Origin of the sequence: Streptomyces pilosus, assembly GCF_014649835.1 — a bacterium.
Classification (GTDB): domain Bacteria; phylum Actinomycetota; class Actinomycetes; order Streptomycetales; family Streptomycetaceae; genus Streptomyces; species Streptomyces pilosus.
The window spans coordinates 58,596-74,211 of record NZ_BMTU01000007.1; the positions used below are offsets into that span (position 1 = coordinate 58,596).

Consider the following 15,616-nt stretch of genomic DNA (forward strand, 5'->3'; position numbering starts at 1 on the left):
GACCGCCCGCCGTGCCGCCGGCGGGGACGGCGAACCGGCACGCGCCCGTCCGGCGGCCGGGCCGCCGAACTAGGCTGGCCCCATGGTCAACCTGACGCGTATCTACACCCGGACCGGCGACAAGGGCACCACGCACCTCGGGGACATGTCCCGGGTCGCCAAGACCGATCTGCGGATCTCCGCCTACGCCGACTCCAACGAGGCGAACGCGGTGATCGGCACGGCGATCGCCCTGGGCGGTCTGGAGGCGGAGGTCGTCGAGGTCCTCACCCGCGTGCAGAACGACCTGTTCGACGTCGGCGCCGACCTGTCGACGCCGGTGGTGGAGAACCCCGAGTACCCGCCGCTGCGGGTCGAGCAGTTCTACGTCGACCGGCTGGAGGAGGACTGCGACCGCTTCAACGAGCGGCTGGAGAAGCTCCGCTCCTTCATCCTGCCCGGCGGCAGCGCGGGCGCGGCCCTCCTCCACCAGGCCTGCACGGTCGTACGCCGGGCCGAGCGCTCCACCTGGGCGGCGCTGGAGGTCCACGGCGAGACCATGAACCCGCTCACCGCCACCTACCTCAACCGGCTCTCCGACCTCCTGTTCATCCTGGCCCGCATCGCCAACAAGGCAACCGGCGACGTCCTGTGGGTGCCGGGCGGGGAGCGCTGAGCCCTACCGCAGCCGCGCCGGGCCGCGCACGGCCCGGTACAGGCCCAGCAGCACCTCCGCGCCCCCGGCGCACGCCATCACCGCACCCGCCTTCGCGGGCTCGACCCAGCGCAGGTCCAGTCCCCCGCCGAACAGCCACAGCCCCAGCCCTGCCACCAGGGTGAGGGCGCCGGCGAGGAGGTTCCGGGACGCCCGCGTCACCGGACGGCCCTCTCCCGGCCCGCGTCGCCGGCCGTGGGTCCGCCCGCCGGGGCCTTCTTCGGCCAGATCCAGTACGCCAGCGCCACCAGCCCGTGGATCCCGGTGATCCGCCAGGCGGTGAAGCGCCATGCCTCCAGCGAGGTGACACGGCCCGGGTCGTCGACGTACCAGATGGCGAGCTGGAGCAGGAGGGTCGCGACGGCGGCGCCCGCCAGGGTGCCCAGCCAGATCCTCGTCTCGTGCCGGGCGCGGGCCGTGCCGTACCGCGGCGGGCCGGGCGGGCGGGGCGCGCCGCCCAGGCGGTGGGCGGCGTGACCGTCGAGCCACTTCACGGTGCGGTGGCCGTGGCCCACCGTGTAGCCGATGTACAGCGCGGCCAGTCCGTGCGTCCAGTTCGGCTCCGCGCCGTTCCTCAGGTCCAGGGCGGTGACCACCAGCAGCACGACCTCCAGCAGCGGCTCGCACAGCAGCAGCGCCAGGCCGGTGCGCGGCATCCTCAGCAGGTAGCGGAAGGCCAGTCCGGCGGCCAGCAGCACCCAGAAGCCGATCTCGCAGGCGGCGATCAAGGCGACGATCACGGTTCGCTCCTCTCGGTCACCCTTCCAGGCTCCCGTCCGGAACCGCCCGGGGCGTCGTCACCGCCGACGAACTCGCGGTACATCGAAGGATGCAGTCCGAGACCCTCCGCGGGGATCAGGCGCCGGGTGCGCGCACCGTGTTGGATGGTGCCATGACCCCGCCACCGCTGCGCCCGCCCCGCTTCGACGTGGGGGTGGCGCTCGCCGGACTCGCCGGCGGGCTGCTGCTGTGGGGCTTCGGGCTCGGTGTCCGGCCGGACACCGACCCGGTCGTGCTCTTCGGCGGCCGCTGGGCGCTCCTCGTGCCGCTCGCCGTGGTCGCCGGCTGCGAGCTGCTGCGGCGCACCGCCCCGCGCACCGCCCTGGCCGTCGGCACGCTGGCGCTGGCCGCGGACGTCATGACCCAGGGCAGCATCGCCACGATCGTGATGTACACGGACCTGGTGTACGCCGCGGTCGTGTACGGCACGCCCGCCACCGCACGCCGGCTGCCGTGGGTCACCGGTGTGCTCACCATCGCCGCGGCCCTGGTGCCGTACGCCGTGTGGCGGGTGCCGGAGGCGCTGGTCCTCGGGCTGGTCGTCGGCGCCGTGACGTTCGGGCCCGCGTCGACCGGCCTGATCGTGCGCAACCACCGCGACGCCGCCGAGGCCGCCCGGCTGCGTGCCGAACAGACCGCGCTGCTCGCGGAGATGGACCGCGTCCAGGCCGTGACCGCGGAACGTGCCCGGATGGCGCGCGAGTTGCACGACATGGTCGCCAACCACCTGTCCGCGATCGCCATCCACTCCACGGCCGCGCTGTCCCTGGACGACCCCGGGACCTCCAGGGAGGCGCTCGGGGTGATCCGGGAGAACAGCGTGCAGGGACTGACCGAGATGCGGCGGCTCATCGGCATCCTGCGCGACGGGGAGGCCGACCGGGAACCGGCGGCGACCCCCACGCTGGACGGCCTGGGTGCCCTGGTCGAGGGCGCCCGCGCCAACGGGCTGGACGTCACCCTCGACGCCACGTACGACGACGTGCCCGCCCCCGTCGAACTGGCCGCGTACAGGATCGTGCAGGAGTCGCTGACGAACGCCCTGAAGCACGCCGCGCCGGGGCGGGTCACCGTGTGCCTGCGCCGGCCGGCCGACGCCCTCGACATCCGGGTGACCAGTCCGCACGGCGACCGGGACGCCCCGCGCGCGCCGGGATCGGGGGCCGGTCTCGTCGGCATGCGGGAACGGGCCGCCCTGCTGGACGGCACCTTCGAGGCCGGTCCCGAGGGCACGCTGTGGGTGGTGCGCGCCACCCTCCCCCTCACCGACACCGAGCAAGGAGACACCTGATGATCCGCGTCCTGGTCGCCGAGGACCAGTCCGCCGTCCGCGCGGGACTGGTACTGATCCTGCGCAACGCGCCCGGCATCGAGGTCGTGGGCGAGGCGGCGGACGGCGAGCGGGCGGTCGCGCTCGCCCGCGCACTGCGTCCCGACGTGGTGCTGATGGACGTGCAGATGCCGCGTCTGGACGGGGTGTCGGCGACCCGCCTGGTGGTCGGCGAGGGGCTCGCCGACGTCCTCGTCCTGACCACCTTCGACCTCGACGAGTACGTGTTCGGGGCGCTGCGGGCCGGCGCGGCCGGGTTCCTGCTGAAGAACACGGAGGCGAAGGACCTCATCACGGCGGTGCGCACGGTGGCGGCCGGCGAGGGCATCGTGGCCCCGGCCGTCACCCGGCGGCTGATCGCCGAGTTCGCCGCCGGGCCCGCGCGTGCGGTGACGGCCGATCCGGCGGTGCTGGACTCCCTCACGCGGCGCGAGCGCGAGGTGCTGTCGTGTCTCGGCGAGGGGCTGTCCAACGCCGGCATCGGGGTGCGGCTCGGGATGGCCGAGGCCACGGTGAAGACGCACGTCAGCAGGCTGTTGGGGAAGCTGGAGCTGCGCAGCCGGGTGCAAGCCGCGGTACTGGCTCAGGAGTTGGGGATCTAGCGGACGTCCGGGGCGAAGTGCGAGAACAGTGGTCCAGACCTATTGACCCGTGGTCCAGACCTTTCTATTCTCGCGGCACTGCGGGCGTGATGGCTCAGTCACGCCCACAACGGCTTCTCCCCCATAAGGAGGCGCAGCATGCGCTTCAGACACAGAGCCGCCGCAGGGTTCGCGACCCTGCTGCTCCCCGTCGCCGGCCTCGTCGGCCTCGCGAGCCCCGCCCAGGCAGCGACCTCGGCGACCGCCACCTACGCCAAGACCCAGGACTGGGGCTCCGGCTTCGAGGGCAAGTGGACGGTGAAGAACACCGGCACCACCACCATCAACTCCTGGACCGTCGAGTGGGACTTCCCGTCCGGCACCAAGGTCACCTCCGGCTGGGACGCCACCGTCACCGGCTCCGGTGACCACTGGACCGCCAAGAACCTCGGCTGGAACGGCACCCTGGCCCCCGGGGCGTCGGTCAGCTTCGGCTTCAACGGCAGCGGTTCCGGTGCCCCCACCGGCTGCAAGCTCAACGGCGGCAGCTGCGACGGCACGTCCGTCCCCGGTGACGCGGCCCCCTCCGCACCCGGCACCCCGACCGCCTCCAACGTCACCGACACCTCGGTGCGCCTGTCCTGGGCGGCGGCGACCGACGACAAGGGCGTGAAGAACTACGACGTCCTGCGCGACGGCGCGAAGGTCGCCACGGTGACCGGCACCTCGCACACGGACACCGGTCTCGCCAAGGGCACCGACTACTCGTACACCGTGCAGGCCCGCGACACCGCCGACCAGACCGGTCCGGTGAGCGGCGCGGTGAAGGTCCGCACGACCGGCCAGACCGAGGAACCGCCCCCCGGCGACAAGGTCAAGCTCGGCTACTTCACCGAGTGGGGCGTCTACGGCCGCAACTACCACGTCAAGGACCTGGTGACGTCCGGCACGGCCGCCAAGATCACGCACATCAACTACGCGTTCGGCAACGTCGTGGGCGGTCAGTGCAAGCTCGACGACTCCTACGCCGCCACCGACAAGGCCTACACCGCCGACCAGTCCGTCAGCGGCCAGGCCGACACCTGGGACCAGCCGCTGCGCGGCAACTTCAACCAGCTGCGCCAGCTGAAGGCGAAGTACCCGCACATCAAGGTGCTGTACTCCTTCGGCGGCTGGACCTACTCCGGCGGCTTCGGCCAGGCCGCGCAGAACCCGGCCGCCTTCGCCAAGTCCTGCAAGGCCGTGGTGGAGGACCCGCGCTGGGCCGATGTCTTCGACGGCATCGACATCGACTGGGAGTACCCCAACGCCTGCGGTCTGACCTGTGACACCAGCGGACCTGCGGCCTTCAGGAACCTCTCGCAGGCCCTGCGCGCCGAGTTCGGCAAGGACTACCTGGTCACCGCCGCCATCACCGCGGACGGCTCGGAGGGCGGCAAGATCGACGCGGCCGACTACGGCGGCGCCGCCCAGTACCTCGACTGGTACAACGTGATGACGTACGACTACTTCGGCGCCTTCGACAAGGACGGCCCCACGGCCCCCCACTCGCCGCTGACGTCGTACAACGGCATCCCGCAGGAGGGCTTCAACTCCGCCGCCGCCATCGCCAAGCTGAAGGCGAAGGGCGTCCCGGCTGGCAAGCTGCTGCTCGGCATCGGCTTCTACGGCCGCGGCTGGACCGGTGTCACCCAGGCCGCCCCCGGCGGCGCGGCCACGGGCGCGGCACCCGGCACCTACGAGGCGGGCATCGAGGACTACAAGATCCTCAAGAACAGCTGCCCGGCCACCGGCACCATCGCGGGCACGGCGTACGCCCACTGCGGCAACAACTGGTGGTCCTACGACACCCCGGCCACCATCAAGTCCAAGATGGCCTGGGCCAAGCAGCAGGGCCTCGGCGGCGCGTTCTTCTGGGAGTTCAGCGGTGACACCGCCAACGGTGAACTCGCGGGCGCCATCGACAGCGGCCTGAAGTAGACGGCACGGCCCCCCGGGCCGCCGCCGGCACGTAGGAACCGCCCCCGGACGACCTGGTCCGGGGGCGGTTCTCATGTGCTCCGACGCGTTCCGGCGGCCGCTGCCCGGGCCACGTCCGCCCTCCCCCGACAGCTCCGCCACCAGGGGCCCGGAAACGTCGCTCTACGCGACGTTCACCCGCTGGCCGGGCGGGGCCGCCTCCAGCCAGGCGAGGAACCCGGTCAGCGCGTCCTCGCTCATCGCGAGTTCCAGGCGGGTGCCCCGGTGCAGACAGGCGAGGATCACCGCGTCCGACAGCAGGGCCAGCTCTTCCTCGCCCTCGGGGACGCGGCGGCCGGCCACCTCGATCGCGGACCGCTCCAGGACGCGGCGCGGCCGGGGCGCGTACGAGAAGACGCGGAACCACTCGACCCGGTCGCCGTTGTAGCGGGCCACCCCGTACGCCCAGCCCTTGCCGCCGGCCTCACCGGCGGTCTCGGGGGCGTCCCAGCGCAGGCTGCAGTCGAAGGTGCCGCCGGAGCGCTGCAGGAGCCGCCGCCGCAGACCGAAGACGAAGAGCCCCACCACCACGAGCACCACGACGATTCCGCACACAGTCAGAGCGAGGACCATCGACACCGACCTCCTCGTCTCCTAGGTAACGGAACGGAAAAATCATCCAGATCTGCCTCAGCCGCGACCGGCTCCGGATCGCTCCGGTGCCGGCCGCGGCTGAGTGACGTCATCGCACCTCGTCGGGGTCAGCGCCCCGCCGTCGCCGCCCGCAGACGGACGTCCGCGCGGCGCTCGGCCTCGGGGTCGTCCTCCGCCTTCGCGCGGGCCAGTTCCTGCTCGACGCTCTTGACGTCGATCTCGTCCGACAGCTCGGCGGTCTCGGCCAGCAGCGACAGCTTGTCGTCCGCGAACGAGATGAATCCGCCGTGCACGGCGGCGACGACCGTCCCGCCCTCGCGCGTGCGGATGGTCACCGGGCCCGACTCCAGCACACCGAGCAGCGGCTGGTGACCGGGCATGACGCCGATGTCGCCGGACGTGGTGCGCGCGACGACCAGGGTGGCCTCGCCGGACCAGACCTCTCGGTCGGCCGCGACCAGCGCGACGTGCAGCTCAGCAGCCAAGGTGGCTCCTCGGGTCACCACCCGGCGGTTGTGCCGGGTGTTGGTTACAAGTCTAGTAGGCGTGGGAGAGGGGGCGGGACGCGCCCGCCCCCTCAAGGGTGAGCCGTGCGGCTCACATCAGAACCCGGGGGTCAGGAGACGCCCAGCTCCTTCGCGTTCTTCTTCAGGTCCTCGATGCCACCGCACATGAAGAACGCCTGCTCCGGGAAGTGGTCGTACTCACCGTCGCAGATCGCGTTGAACGCGGCGATCGACTCGTCCAGCGGCACGTCCGAACCGTCCACGCCGGTGAACTGCTTGGCGACGTGGGTGTTCTGGGACAGGAAGCGCTCCACGCGACGGGCACGGTGGACGACGAGCTTGTCCTCCTCGCCGAGCTCGTCGATACCGAGGATCGCGATGATGTCCTGCAGGTCCTTGTACTTCTGCAGGATGTTCTTCACGCGCATCGCGGCGTTGTAGTGGTCCGCCGCGATGTACCGCGGGTCGAGGATGCGGGACGTCGAGTCCAGCGGGTCCACGGCCGGGTAGATGCCCTTCTCCGAGATCGGACGGGAGAGCACCGTCGTCGCGTCGAGGTGGGCGAAGGTGGTGGCCGGGGCCGGGTCGGTCAGGTCGTCCGCGGGGACGTAGATCGCCTGCATCGAGGTGATCGAGTGACCACGGGTCGAGGTGATGCGCTCCTGGAGGAGACCCATCTCGTCGGCCAGGTTCGGCTGGTAGCCCACCGCGGAGGGCATGCGGCCGAGCAGGGTCGACACCTCGGAACCGGCCTGGGTGAAGCGGAAGATGTTGTCGATGAAGAACAGCACGTCCTGCTTCTGCACATCGCGGAAGTACTCCGCCATGGTCAGACCGGCGAGGGCCACGCGCAGACGGGTGCCCGGGGGCTCGTCCATCTGGCCGAAGACCAGGGCGGTCTTGTCGATGACGCCCGACTCGCTCATCTCGTCGATGAGGTCGTTGCCCTCACGGGTGCGCTCACCGACACCGGCGAACACCGACACACCGTCGTGGTTGTTGGCGACGCGGTAGATCATCTCCTGGATGAGCACCGTCTTGCCGACGCCGGCACCGCCGAACAGGCCGATCTTTCCGCCCTTGACGTACGGGGTGAGAAGGTCGATGACCTTGACGCCGGTCTCGAACATCTCGGTCTTCGACTCGAGCTCGTCGAAGTTCGGCGCCTTGCGGTGGATCGGCCAGCGCTCGCCCGTGTACTTCTCGTCGGAGTTCAGCACCTCACCGAGGGTGTTGAACACCTTGCCGGTGGTGAAGTCGCCGACCGGCACGGAGATGGAGGAACCCGTGTCGGTCACCGGGGCCTGGCGGACCAGACCGTCGGTGGGCTGCATGGAGATGGTGCGGACCAGGCCGTCACCGAGGTGCTGCGCGACCTCGAGGGTCAGCGTCTTCAGCTGGCCCTCGTTCGCCGGGTCGGCGACCTGGACGTGCAGGGCGTTGTAGATCTCCGGCATCGCGTCGACGGGGAACTCCACGTCGACGACCGGGCCGATGACCCGGGCGACGCGGCCCGTAGCCGTCGCGGTCTCAACAGTGGTGGTCATTAGTTGTCACTCCCCGCGTTCGCGTCGGCCAGGGCACTGGCGCCACCGACGATCTCGCTGATTTCCTGGGTGATTTCGGCCTGGCGGGCCGCGTTGGCAAGACGGGAGAGCGTGTTGATCAGCTCGCCCGCGTTGTCGGTGGCCGACTTCATCGCGCGCCGCGTGGCGGCGTGCTTCGAAGCGGCCGACTGGAGCAGCGCGTTGTAGATGCGGCTTTCGACGTACCGCGGCAGCAGGGCGTCGAGGACGTCCTCCGCCGAGGGCTCGAAGTCGAACAGCGGCAGGATCTCGCCCTTGGTGGACGTCTTCTCCGCGACCTCGTCGAGGCGCAGGGGAAGCATCCGGGAGTCGACCGCCGTCTGCGTCATCATCGACACGAACTCGGTGTAGACGATGTGGAGCTCGTCCACGCCGCCGTCCGCCGTCTCCGTCTGGAGCGCCTCGATGAGCGGGGCCGCGACCTTCTTGGCGTCCGCGTACGAGGGCTCGTCGGTGAAGCCCGTGAACGTCTCCGCGACCTTGCGCTCGCGGAAGTTGTAGTGGGCGACACCGCGCCGGCCGACGATGTACGTCTCGACCTGCTTGCCCTCGCGCTCCAGGCGCTCGGTCAGCTGCTCCGCCGCCTTGATGGCGTTGGCGTTGAAGGCGCCGGCCAGTCCGCGGTCGCTCGTGAGGAGCAGGACCGCGACACGGGCCGGGTTCTCCGCCTCCGTGGTCAGCGGGTGCTTGGTGTTCGACCCGGTTCCGACCGCCGTGACCGCGCGGGTGAGCTCCCGCGCGTACGGCGTGGAGGCCGCCACCTTGCGCTGCGCCTTGACGACGCGCGAGGCGGCGATCATCTCCATCGCCTTGGTGATCTTCTTGGTCGCGGTGACGGATCGGATGCGACGCTTGTAGACCCGGAGCTGGGCTCCCATGAGTCAGGTCCCTTCCTTACGTCACTTGGCGGCGGACGGGGCGTCCTCGCCGAGCAGCTTGCCGTCGCTGGTCTCGAACTGCTTCTTGAAGTCCGCGATCGCCTCGGCCACGGCCTGCAGGGTGTCGTCGGACATCTTGCCGCCCTCACGGATGGAGGTCATGAGGCCCTGCTCCTTGCGGTGCAGGTACTCCAGCAGCTCCTTCTCGAAGCGGCGGATGTCGGCGACGGGGACCTCGTCCATCTTGCCGGTGGTGCCGGCCCAGACGGAGACGACCTGGTCCTCGGTGGACATCGGCTGGTACTGGTCCTGCTTCAGCAGCTCGACCATGCGCTGACCGCGCTCCAGCTGCGCCTTCGACGCGGCGTCCAGGTCGGAACCGAAGGCGGCGAACGCCTCGAGCTCACGGAACTGGGCGAGGTCCACGCGCAGACGGCCGGAGACCTGCTTCATCGCCTTGTGCTGCGCGGAACCACCGACTCGGGAGACGGAGATACCGACGTTCAGCGCGGGGCGCTGACCGGCGTTGAACAGGTCCGACTCCAGGAAGCACTGGCCGTCGGTGATGGAGATGACGTTGGTCGGGATGAACGCCGAGACGTCGTTGGCCTTGGTCTCGACGATCGGCAGACCGGTCATCGAGCCGGCGCCCATCTCGTCGGAGAGCTTCGCGCAGCGCTCCAGCAGGCGGGAGTGCAGGTAGAAGACGTCACCCGGGTAGGCCTCGCGGCCCGGCGGGCGGCGCAGCAGCAGCGACACGGCGCGGTAGGCGTCGGCCTGCTTCGACAGGTCGTCGAAGATGATCAGGACGTGCTTGCCCTCGTACATCCACTGCTGACCGATGGCCGAACCGGTGTACGGCGCCAGGTACTTGAAGCCGGCCGGGTCGGACGCCGGGGCGGCGACGATGGTCGTGTACTCCAGCGCGCCGTTCTCCTCCAGCGCGCGGCGGACCGACGCGATGGTGGAGCCCTTCTGGCCGATGGCGACGTAGATGCAGCGGACCTGCTTCTTCGGGTCGCCGGTGCGCCAGTTGTCACGCTGGTTGATGATCGTGTCGACGGCCAGGGCGGTCTTGCCGGTCTGGCGGTCGCCGATGATCAGCTGGCGCTGACCACGGCCGATCGGGGTCATGGCGTCGACGGCCTTGTAGCCCGTCTCCATCGGCTCGTGCACCGACTTGCGCTGCATGACCGTGGGGGCCTGCAGTTCGAGGGCGCGGCGGCCCTCGGTCTCGATCTCGCCGAGGCCGTCGATCGGGTTGCCGAGCGGGTCGACCACGCGGCCGAGGTAGCCCTCGCCCACGGCGACGGACAGGACCTCGCCGGTGCGGGTGACCGGCTGGCCCTCTTCGATACCGCTGAACTCACCGAGGACGATGGCACCGATCTCGCGCTCCTCGAGGTTGAGGGCGAGGCCGAGGGTGCCGTCCTCGAACTTCAGCAGCTCGTTGGCCATGGCCGAGGGCAGGCCCTCGACCTTCGCGATGCCGTCGCCGGCAAGGGTGACCGTACCGACCTCCTCGCGCGAGGCCGCGTCCGGCTTGTACGACTGGACGAAGTTCTCCAGTGCGTCCCGGATCTCCTCCGGCCGGATCGTGAGCTCCGCCATCTGAGTTCCCTGCTCTCCTTGTTGGGCCCGAAGTTTCACTTGGGGGGGATGGGGACTCCCCCCCGAAAGAGGTGAATCCTCTGCACGGCCCAACCAGGGCCGTAAGTATGTACTGCCTATTCGGAAATGTGCTGCTCAGCTCGACAGCCGGCGGCTCGCGTCCTCGAGCCGGTCCGCCATGGAGCCGTTGATGACCTCGTCACCGACCTGCACCCGGATCCCGCCGACGACCTCGGGGTCGACGTCGAGGTTGAGGTGCATCCGGCGGCCGTAGAGCTTCGCGAGGGCGTCGCCCAGGCGCTGCTTCTGCGGGTCGCTCAGCGGTACCGCGGAGGTGACGACGGCCACCATGCGGTCCCGGCGGTCGGCGGCGAGCTTGGACAGGGACTCCAGTCCCGTCTCCAGGCTACGTCCTCGGGGCGCGGTCACCAGACGCGTCACCAGACGCTCGGTGGCGGCCTCGGCCCTGCCCCCGAGCAGGCTGCGCAGCAGCTCGCCCTTGGAGGAGGCGGGGGCGCTCCGGTTGGTCAGCGCGGCCCGCAGCTCGGTGTTGGAGGAGACGATCCGGCCGAACCGGAACAGCTCGTCCTCGACGTCGTCGAGCGCGCCGGCCTTCTGGGCGGCGGTGAGGTCGGCGATGTTCGCCAGCTCCTCGAGTGCGTCCACCAGGTCGCGGGACTGCGACCAGCGGGAGCGCACCATGCCGGCCACCAGGTCCGCGGCCGGGCCGCTGACCTGCGAGCCGAGCAGGCGCCGGGCCAGTTCGGCCTTGGCCTCACCGGCCTGCGCCGGGTCGGTGAGGACCCGACGCAGCGACACCTCGCGGTCGAGCAGCGCGGTGACGGCGGCCAGCTCTCCGGCGAGCGAGCCGGCGTCCACGGACGTGGAGTCCGTCAGCGCGTCGAGACGCTCACGTGCGGCTGCCAGGGCCTCGCGGCTCGCTCCGTTCATCGTGCGGCCTCGGCCTTCTGGTCGAGCTCGTCGAGGAAGCGGTCGATCACGCGGCTCTGCCGGGCGTGGTCCTCGAGGGACTCGCCGACGAGCTTGCCGGCCAGGTCGGTGGCGAGCTTGCCGACGTCCTGGCGCAGCGCGGACGCGGCGGCCTTGCGGTCGGCCTCGATCTGCGCGTGACCGGCGGCGACGATCTCCTCGCGCTGACGCTGGCCCTCGGCCCGCATCTCGGCGATGAGCGCGGCACCCTGCTCCTGCGCCTCCTGGCGCAGACGCGCGGCCTCGTGCCGGGCTTCGGCGAGCTGAGCCTTGTACTGCTCAAGGACGCTCTGGGCCTCGACCTTCATGGTCTCGGCCTCTTCGATACCGCCTTCGATCGCCGCTCGGCGCTCCTCCAGAACCTTGTTGATGTTCGGGAGCAGCTTCTTCCAGAAGAAGAAGAACACGATGGCGAAGGCGATGGTGCCGACGAGCAGCTCGGGGCCCGGAGGGAGGAGCGGGTTCTGCTCCTCACCGGCCGCCAGCTGCACCAGGTTGGCGATCACATCAGTGCCTTTCGTCGAAACGTGTCGGTGAGTAAGGGTTCTTACTGGCCGAACACGAACGGCATAACGATGCCGATGAGGGCGAGCGCCTCACAGAAGGCGAAGCCCAGGATCTGGTTGGCGCGGATCAGGCCGGCAGCCTCGGGCTGGCGGGCGAGGGCCTGGGTGCCCTGGCCGAAGATGATGCCGATGCCGATGCCGGGGCCGATGGCGGCGAGGCCGTAACCGATGGAACCGACCGAGCCGGAGACAGCGGCAAGGGTCTCAGTGGCAGCCATGCTGGATCTTCCTTCTCTTTACATGGACCGGTGGGGGTTGGCCACCGGACGATTGGAGGTGCGGGGGTGGGGCGGCTCAGTGGTGCTCGGCGAGAGCACCCTGAACGTAGGAGCAGGCCAGCAGTACGAAGACGTACGCCTGGACGGCCTGGACGAAGAGCTCGAAGAGGATCATGACGATGGTCATGACGAACGAGACACCGGCGGCCGGGATCATCCAGCTGTTCAGCAGGTACCAGCTGGCGACGGTGAACATCACGAGCAGCAGGTGGCCGGCGAACATGTTGGCGAAGAGCCGGACCGCGTGCGTGAAGGGCCGGACGAGGACGTTGGAGAAGAACTCGATGACCACGACGAGCGGCAGCACCGGGCCGAGCGACTTGTCGTATCCGGTGAGGTTCTTGAATCCGCCGGCGAAGCCGTGCTTCTTGAACGTGAGCCCGAGCCACACGACGTAGACGATCGCGGCGAGCACCGCCGGGAAGGCGATGATCGAGGACACCGGGAACTGGGCCAGCGGGATCACGGACCAGATGTTCATGATCCAGATGAAGAAGAACAGCGAGACCATGAGGGGGACGTACTTCTCGCCCTCCTTCTTGCCGAGGGTCTCGTAGACGATGCCGCGGCGGACGAAGTCGTAGCCGGCCTCACCGACCATCTGCAGCTTGCCCGGCACCACCTTGGCCTTGCCGAAGGCCGCATAGAAGAAGGTGACGACGAGGAGGGTGGTGATGAGCGCGAGCAGCATCACCTTGTTGAACTCGAACCCCCCGACCGTGGCGATCGGCTGGAAGAGGAACGAGTGCAGGCCCGGAGCCGGAAAACCACACCCGTTGTCGGACATGATCCGACAGCTCCAGTCAAACGCGAGCTGGGTCTGGTCAGCACTCACCGCGGGCTCCTTCGGCGTGACGCATAGGTACGGCAACCTCGTTGTGTCGGCGCGGCACACAGCCGCGGTTCGGCACCGGACAGGTGTTACGGATGTGGGGGCGGCTGTGGGGCATCGAGCCTCGCGATCGCTCAGGCGTCAGCTCGGATGCCCGCGCCCGCGATGCCGCAGTTGGCACCGGACGATAGCAGGAGTTCCCACCGGCCTTTATCGCGCCCCTACCCGTCACGACGACGGCCCCGTCTTCTCGGACTTGTCACTCTTCGCGGATTCCGGATCGACGTAGAAGAGCTTGGCCTTCATGTGTGCCCGGGCCTGTGCGGCCATCCACACGAGGGTCGCCACGACGAGCGAGATCGCGAACGTCTTCGGGTTGAAGAGCGAGGTGTCCTTGAAGATCGCGACGAAGATCATGAGCAGCAGGAGCTGTGCGACGTAGAGCATCAGGCCCATGGCCTGGAACAGCTGCGGAAGCGACTTCGCCGTCCACTGCAGGACGTACAGGCCGATTCCCATGAACAGGATGGCGAGCACGGTCCCGACGGCTGCTCCGAGGGCACCCTTGCCACCGGCCACCGCAGCGCTGACGGCAACGGCGACCGCACCGGCAGCGGCTGTGGGCACAGCACACTGCAGAAGGTTCCGGACGTCATTGGACGGCATGGCGGCAACTCCGCATTTCACAGGGGGCAGGGTGTCGTCATGGACGAGCGTAGACCCCCGGGTCGAGTGATCATTCCTCGCACCGGTGAACCGTCGCACTGCGGTCCTTCGGCTCTCTCCGGGGTTCTCGTGAACGCTATCACAAACTATTTGATGGAGTCTTTACCTGTCAGGTGTGCCCGGCGTCACACATGAGAGTGAATCCGCGCGTCTGAGCGGGATCCCGGGCCCTATGTCTGGTATTGGGCGATTCGCACCCCCAACACCGTCCCACAGGAGACCCACGACTTGGCAATGCTCTAGGCGGATTCTTACCTTGGCCGCGGCCGGTCGCCCAGACGTGCGCGGGAGCCGACGGCGGTCGCCCCGTTGACGCCCGAGACGCCCGCGGCCACCGGTGTGCGCTCCTCGGCCTCTTCTGCGTCAACTCCCCCTGCGGCAGGGGCCGATGGCTCCGTCACGGCCGCCGGGGCACGCCGCCTGCGGTAGCGGGGCGGCACCACGGCCTCCGCCCAGCGCGGCGCCCGCGGGGTGAAGCGGGGCAGCAGGAGCAGGATGAGGCCGAGCGTCGAGAGGATCACCACACTCAGCACGATCCACATCGACGCCGAGTTCACCGAGTACGTGAGCGCCCCGAAGGCGATCAGCGCCGACCAGAAGTACATGATCAGCACCGCCCGGCTGTGCGAGTGGCCGATCTCCAGCAGCCGGTGGTGCAGATGGCCCCGGTCCGCCGCGAACGGCGACTGGCCGCGCCAGGTGCGCCGCACGATCGCCAGGATCAGGTCGGCGGCCGGCACCGCGATGATGGTCAGCGGCAGCAGCAGCGGGATGTAGACCGGCACCGTCTGGTGCACGGCCTCCTTCTCGGAACCGGCGAACAGCTTCAGCGCGTCCGGGTCGACCTGCCCGGTGACGGAGATCGCGCCGGCGGCCAGCACCAGGCCGATCAGCATCGAGCCGGAGTCGCCCATGAAGATGCGGGCGGGGTGCATGTTGTGCGGCAGGAAGCCCAGGCACATGCCCATCAGGATCGCCGAGAACAGCGTCGCCGGGGCGGCCGCCTCGATGCCGTACGAGTACCAGATGCGGTAGGCGTACAGGAAGAACGCCGCCGCCGCGATGCACACCATGCCGGCCGCGAGACCGTCCAGCCCGTCCACGAAGTTCACCGCGTTGATCGTGATGACGACCAGGGCGACCGTGAGCAGCGTGCCCTGCCACTGGGTGAGGGCGACCGAGCCGACGCCGGGGATCGGCAGCCACAGGATCGTCAGACCCTGCATGACCATCACACCCGCGGCGATCATCTGGCCGCCGAGCTTGATCAGCGCGTCGATCTCGAACTTGTCGTCCAGGACGCCGATCAGCCAGATCAGCGCGGCTCCGGAGAGCAGCGCCCGCGGTTCGTTGGACCGCTCGAAGAGCTGGTTGAGGTTGGTGAGGTGGTCGGCGACCAGCAGGCCCGCGCACAGACCGAAGAACATCGCGATCCCGCCGAGCCGCGGAGTGGGTTCCCGGTGCACGTCGCGTGCCCGGATCTCCGGCATCGCACCGGCCACGATCGCGAACTTCCGCACCGGCCCGGTCAGCAGGTACGTCACCGCGGCCGTGACACAGAGCGTCAGCAGGTATTCACGCACGGGCTTCCCCACAGATCTCGCTGGCCATCACAGCCCCACACCCTAGCGAGGGGCGCATACGA

The 15,616-nt window shown here is 69.6% G+C and carries 17 protein-coding genes; 4 read left to right on the forward strand and 13 right to left on the reverse strand.

Annotated elements, in window-relative coordinates:
* Positions 1 to 82 precede the first annotated feature (82 nt).
* Positions 83 to 655 (forward strand): cob(I)yrinic acid a,c-diamide adenosyltransferase, encoded by a 573-nt coding sequence (locus IE118_RS19080; RefSeq protein WP_189559171.1) that lies wholly within the window; start codon positions 83 to 85, stop codon positions 653 to 655.
* 3 nt (positions 656 to 658) lie between these two features.
* On the opposite strand, the gene IE118_RS19085 is transcribed toward IE118_RS19080, so the two are convergent.
* Complete coding sequence (locus IE118_RS19085) at positions 659 to 856, reverse strand: DUF5708 family protein (protein ID WP_189559172.1); 198 nt, start codon at positions 854 to 856, stop codon at positions 659 to 661.
* The gene (locus IE118_RS19090; protein WP_189559173.1) at positions 853 to 1,434 is read right to left on the reverse strand and encodes a hypothetical protein; all 582 of its coding nucleotides are present in this window, start codon (positions 1,432 to 1,434) and stop codon (positions 853 to 855) included. The genes IE118_RS19085 and IE118_RS19090 overlap by 4 nt, the downstream gene beginning before the upstream one ends.
* 152 nt (positions 1,435 to 1,586) lie before the next feature.
* On the opposite strand from IE118_RS19090, the gene IE118_RS19095 reads away from it, so the two are divergent.
* From IE118_RS19095 to IE118_RS19105, 3 genes are all read left to right on the forward strand, one after another.
* Positions 1,587 to 2,765, forward strand: a complete 1,179-nt coding sequence (locus IE118_RS19095; RefSeq protein WP_229846863.1) for a sensor histidine kinase — start codon at positions 1,587 to 1,589, stop codon at positions 2,763 to 2,765.
* The gene (locus tag IE118_RS19100; protein WP_189559175.1) at positions 2,765 to 3,406 is read left to right on the forward strand and encodes a response regulator; all 642 of its coding nucleotides are present in this window, start codon (positions 2,765 to 2,767) and stop codon (positions 3,404 to 3,406) included. Before IE118_RS19095 ends, IE118_RS19100 begins: the two co-directional genes overlap by 1 nt.
* A gap of 138 nt (positions 3,407 to 3,544) precedes the next feature.
* On the forward strand, positions 3,545 to 5,365 hold the full coding sequence (locus IE118_RS19105) for a glycoside hydrolase family 18 chitinase (protein WP_189559176.1): 1,821 nt from the start codon (positions 3,545 to 3,547) through the stop codon (positions 5,363 to 5,365).
* A gap of 162 nt (positions 5,366 to 5,527) precedes the next feature.
* Here the strand turns inward: IE118_RS19105 and IE118_RS19110 are convergent, their stop codons facing one another.
* From IE118_RS19110 to IE118_RS19160, 11 genes are all read right to left on the reverse strand, one after another.
* Positions 5,528 to 5,977 carry a DUF2550 domain-containing protein gene (locus tag IE118_RS19110; protein ID WP_189559177.1) on the reverse strand — a complete coding sequence of 150 codons (450 nt, stop codon included), beginning with the start codon at positions 5,975 to 5,977 and terminating at the stop codon, positions 5,528 to 5,530.
* A gap of 128 nt (positions 5,978 to 6,105) precedes the next feature.
* Entirely contained in the window at positions 6,106 to 6,483 is a 378-nt protein-coding gene (locus tag IE118_RS19115) for a F0F1 ATP synthase subunit epsilon (RefSeq protein ID WP_189559178.1), read from the reverse strand.
* Positions 6,484 to 6,614: 131 nt separating this feature from the next.
* Positions 6,615 to 8,051 (reverse strand): F0F1 ATP synthase subunit beta, encoded by a 1,437-nt coding sequence (gene atpD / locus IE118_RS19120; RefSeq protein ID WP_189559179.1) that lies wholly within the window; start codon positions 8,049 to 8,051, stop codon positions 6,615 to 6,617.
* Entirely contained in the window at positions 8,051 to 8,968 is a 918-nt protein-coding gene (locus IE118_RS19125) for a F0F1 ATP synthase subunit gamma (protein ID WP_189559180.1), read from the reverse strand. Before IE118_RS19125 ends, atpD begins: the two co-directional genes overlap by 1 nt.
* 21 nt (positions 8,969 to 8,989) lie before the next feature.
* A complete protein-coding gene (gene atpA, locus IE118_RS19130) occupies positions 8,990 to 10,579 on the reverse strand; it encodes a F0F1 ATP synthase subunit alpha (protein ID WP_189559181.1) in 1,590 nt (529 codons plus the stop codon).
* Positions 10,580 to 10,714: 135 nt separating this feature from the next.
* On the reverse strand, positions 10,715 to 11,530 hold the full coding sequence (locus IE118_RS19135) for a F0F1 ATP synthase subunit delta (protein WP_189559182.1): 816 nt from the start codon (positions 11,528 to 11,530) through the stop codon (positions 10,715 to 10,717).
* Positions 11,527 to 12,075, reverse strand: a complete 549-nt coding sequence (locus IE118_RS19140) for a F0F1 ATP synthase subunit B (RefSeq protein WP_189559183.1) — start codon at positions 12,073 to 12,075, stop codon at positions 11,527 to 11,529. The genes IE118_RS19135 and IE118_RS19140 overlap by 4 nt, the downstream gene beginning before the upstream one ends.
* A gap of 41 nt (positions 12,076 to 12,116) precedes the next feature.
* On the reverse strand, positions 12,117 to 12,353 hold the full coding sequence (gene atpE / locus IE118_RS19145) for an ATP synthase F0 subunit C (RefSeq protein WP_184817785.1): 237 nt from the start codon (positions 12,351 to 12,353) through the stop codon (positions 12,117 to 12,119).
* A gap of 76 nt (positions 12,354 to 12,429) precedes the next feature.
* Positions 12,430 to 13,248, reverse strand: coding sequence for a F0F1 ATP synthase subunit A (gene atpB, locus IE118_RS19150; protein ID WP_491591190.1), 819 nt, complete (start codon positions 13,246 to 13,248; stop codon positions 12,430 to 12,432).
* 225 nt (positions 13,249 to 13,473) lie between these two features.
* Positions 13,474 to 13,911, reverse strand: a complete 438-nt coding sequence (locus tag IE118_RS19155) for a Cg1360 family ATP-synthase-associated protein (protein WP_189559185.1) — start codon at positions 13,909 to 13,911, stop codon at positions 13,474 to 13,476.
* A 311-nt stretch (positions 13,912 to 14,222) separates the two neighbouring features.
* A complete protein-coding gene (locus tag IE118_RS19160) occupies positions 14,223 to 15,554 on the reverse strand; it encodes an MraY family glycosyltransferase (protein WP_189559186.1) in 1,332 nt (443 codons plus the stop codon).
* Positions 15,555 to 15,616 lie beyond the last annotated feature (62 nt).

What these genes read in the sequence shown, in the direction of transcription:
- IE118_RS19095 (WP_229846863.1), top strand. Translation starts at nt 1,587, where the DNA reads ATGACCCCGCCACCGCTGCGCCCGCCCCGCTTCGACGTGGGGGTGGCG.
- IE118_RS19080 (WP_189559171.1), top strand. Translation starts at nt 83, where the DNA reads ATGGTCAACCTGACGCGTATCTACACCCGGACCGGCGACAAGGGCACC.
- atpA (WP_189559181.1), bottom strand. Translation starts at nt 10,579, where the DNA reads ATGGCGGAGCTCACGATCCGGCCGGAGGAGATCCGGGACGCACTGGAG.
- atpE (WP_184817785.1), bottom strand. Translation starts at nt 12,353, where the DNA reads ATGGCTGCCACTGAGACCCTTGCCGCTGTCTCCGGCTCGGTCGGTTCC.
- IE118_RS19155 (WP_189559185.1), bottom strand. Translation starts at nt 13,911, where the DNA reads ATGCCGTCCAATGACGTCCGGAACCTTCTGCAGTGTGCTGTGCCCACA.
- IE118_RS19110 (WP_189559177.1), bottom strand. Translation starts at nt 5,977, where the DNA reads ATGGTCCTCGCTCTGACTGTGTGCGGAATCGTCGTGGTGCTCGTGGTG.
- IE118_RS19125 (WP_189559180.1), bottom strand. Translation starts at nt 8,968, where the DNA reads ATGGGAGCCCAGCTCCGGGTCTACAAGCGTCGCATCCGATCCGTCACC.
- IE118_RS19135 (WP_189559182.1), bottom strand. Translation starts at nt 11,530, where the DNA reads ATGAACGGAGCGAGCCGCGAGGCCCTGGCAGCCGCACGTGAGCGTCTC.
- IE118_RS19105 (WP_189559176.1), top strand. Translation starts at nt 3,545, where the DNA reads ATGCGCTTCAGACACAGAGCCGCCGCAGGGTTCGCGACCCTGCTGCTC.
- IE118_RS19100 (WP_189559175.1), top strand. Translation starts at nt 2,765, where the DNA reads ATGATCCGCGTCCTGGTCGCCGAGGACCAGTCCGCCGTCCGCGCGGGA.
- atpD (WP_189559179.1), bottom strand. Translation starts at nt 8,051, where the DNA reads ATGACCACCACTGTTGAGACCGCGACGGCTACGGGCCGCGTCGCCCGG.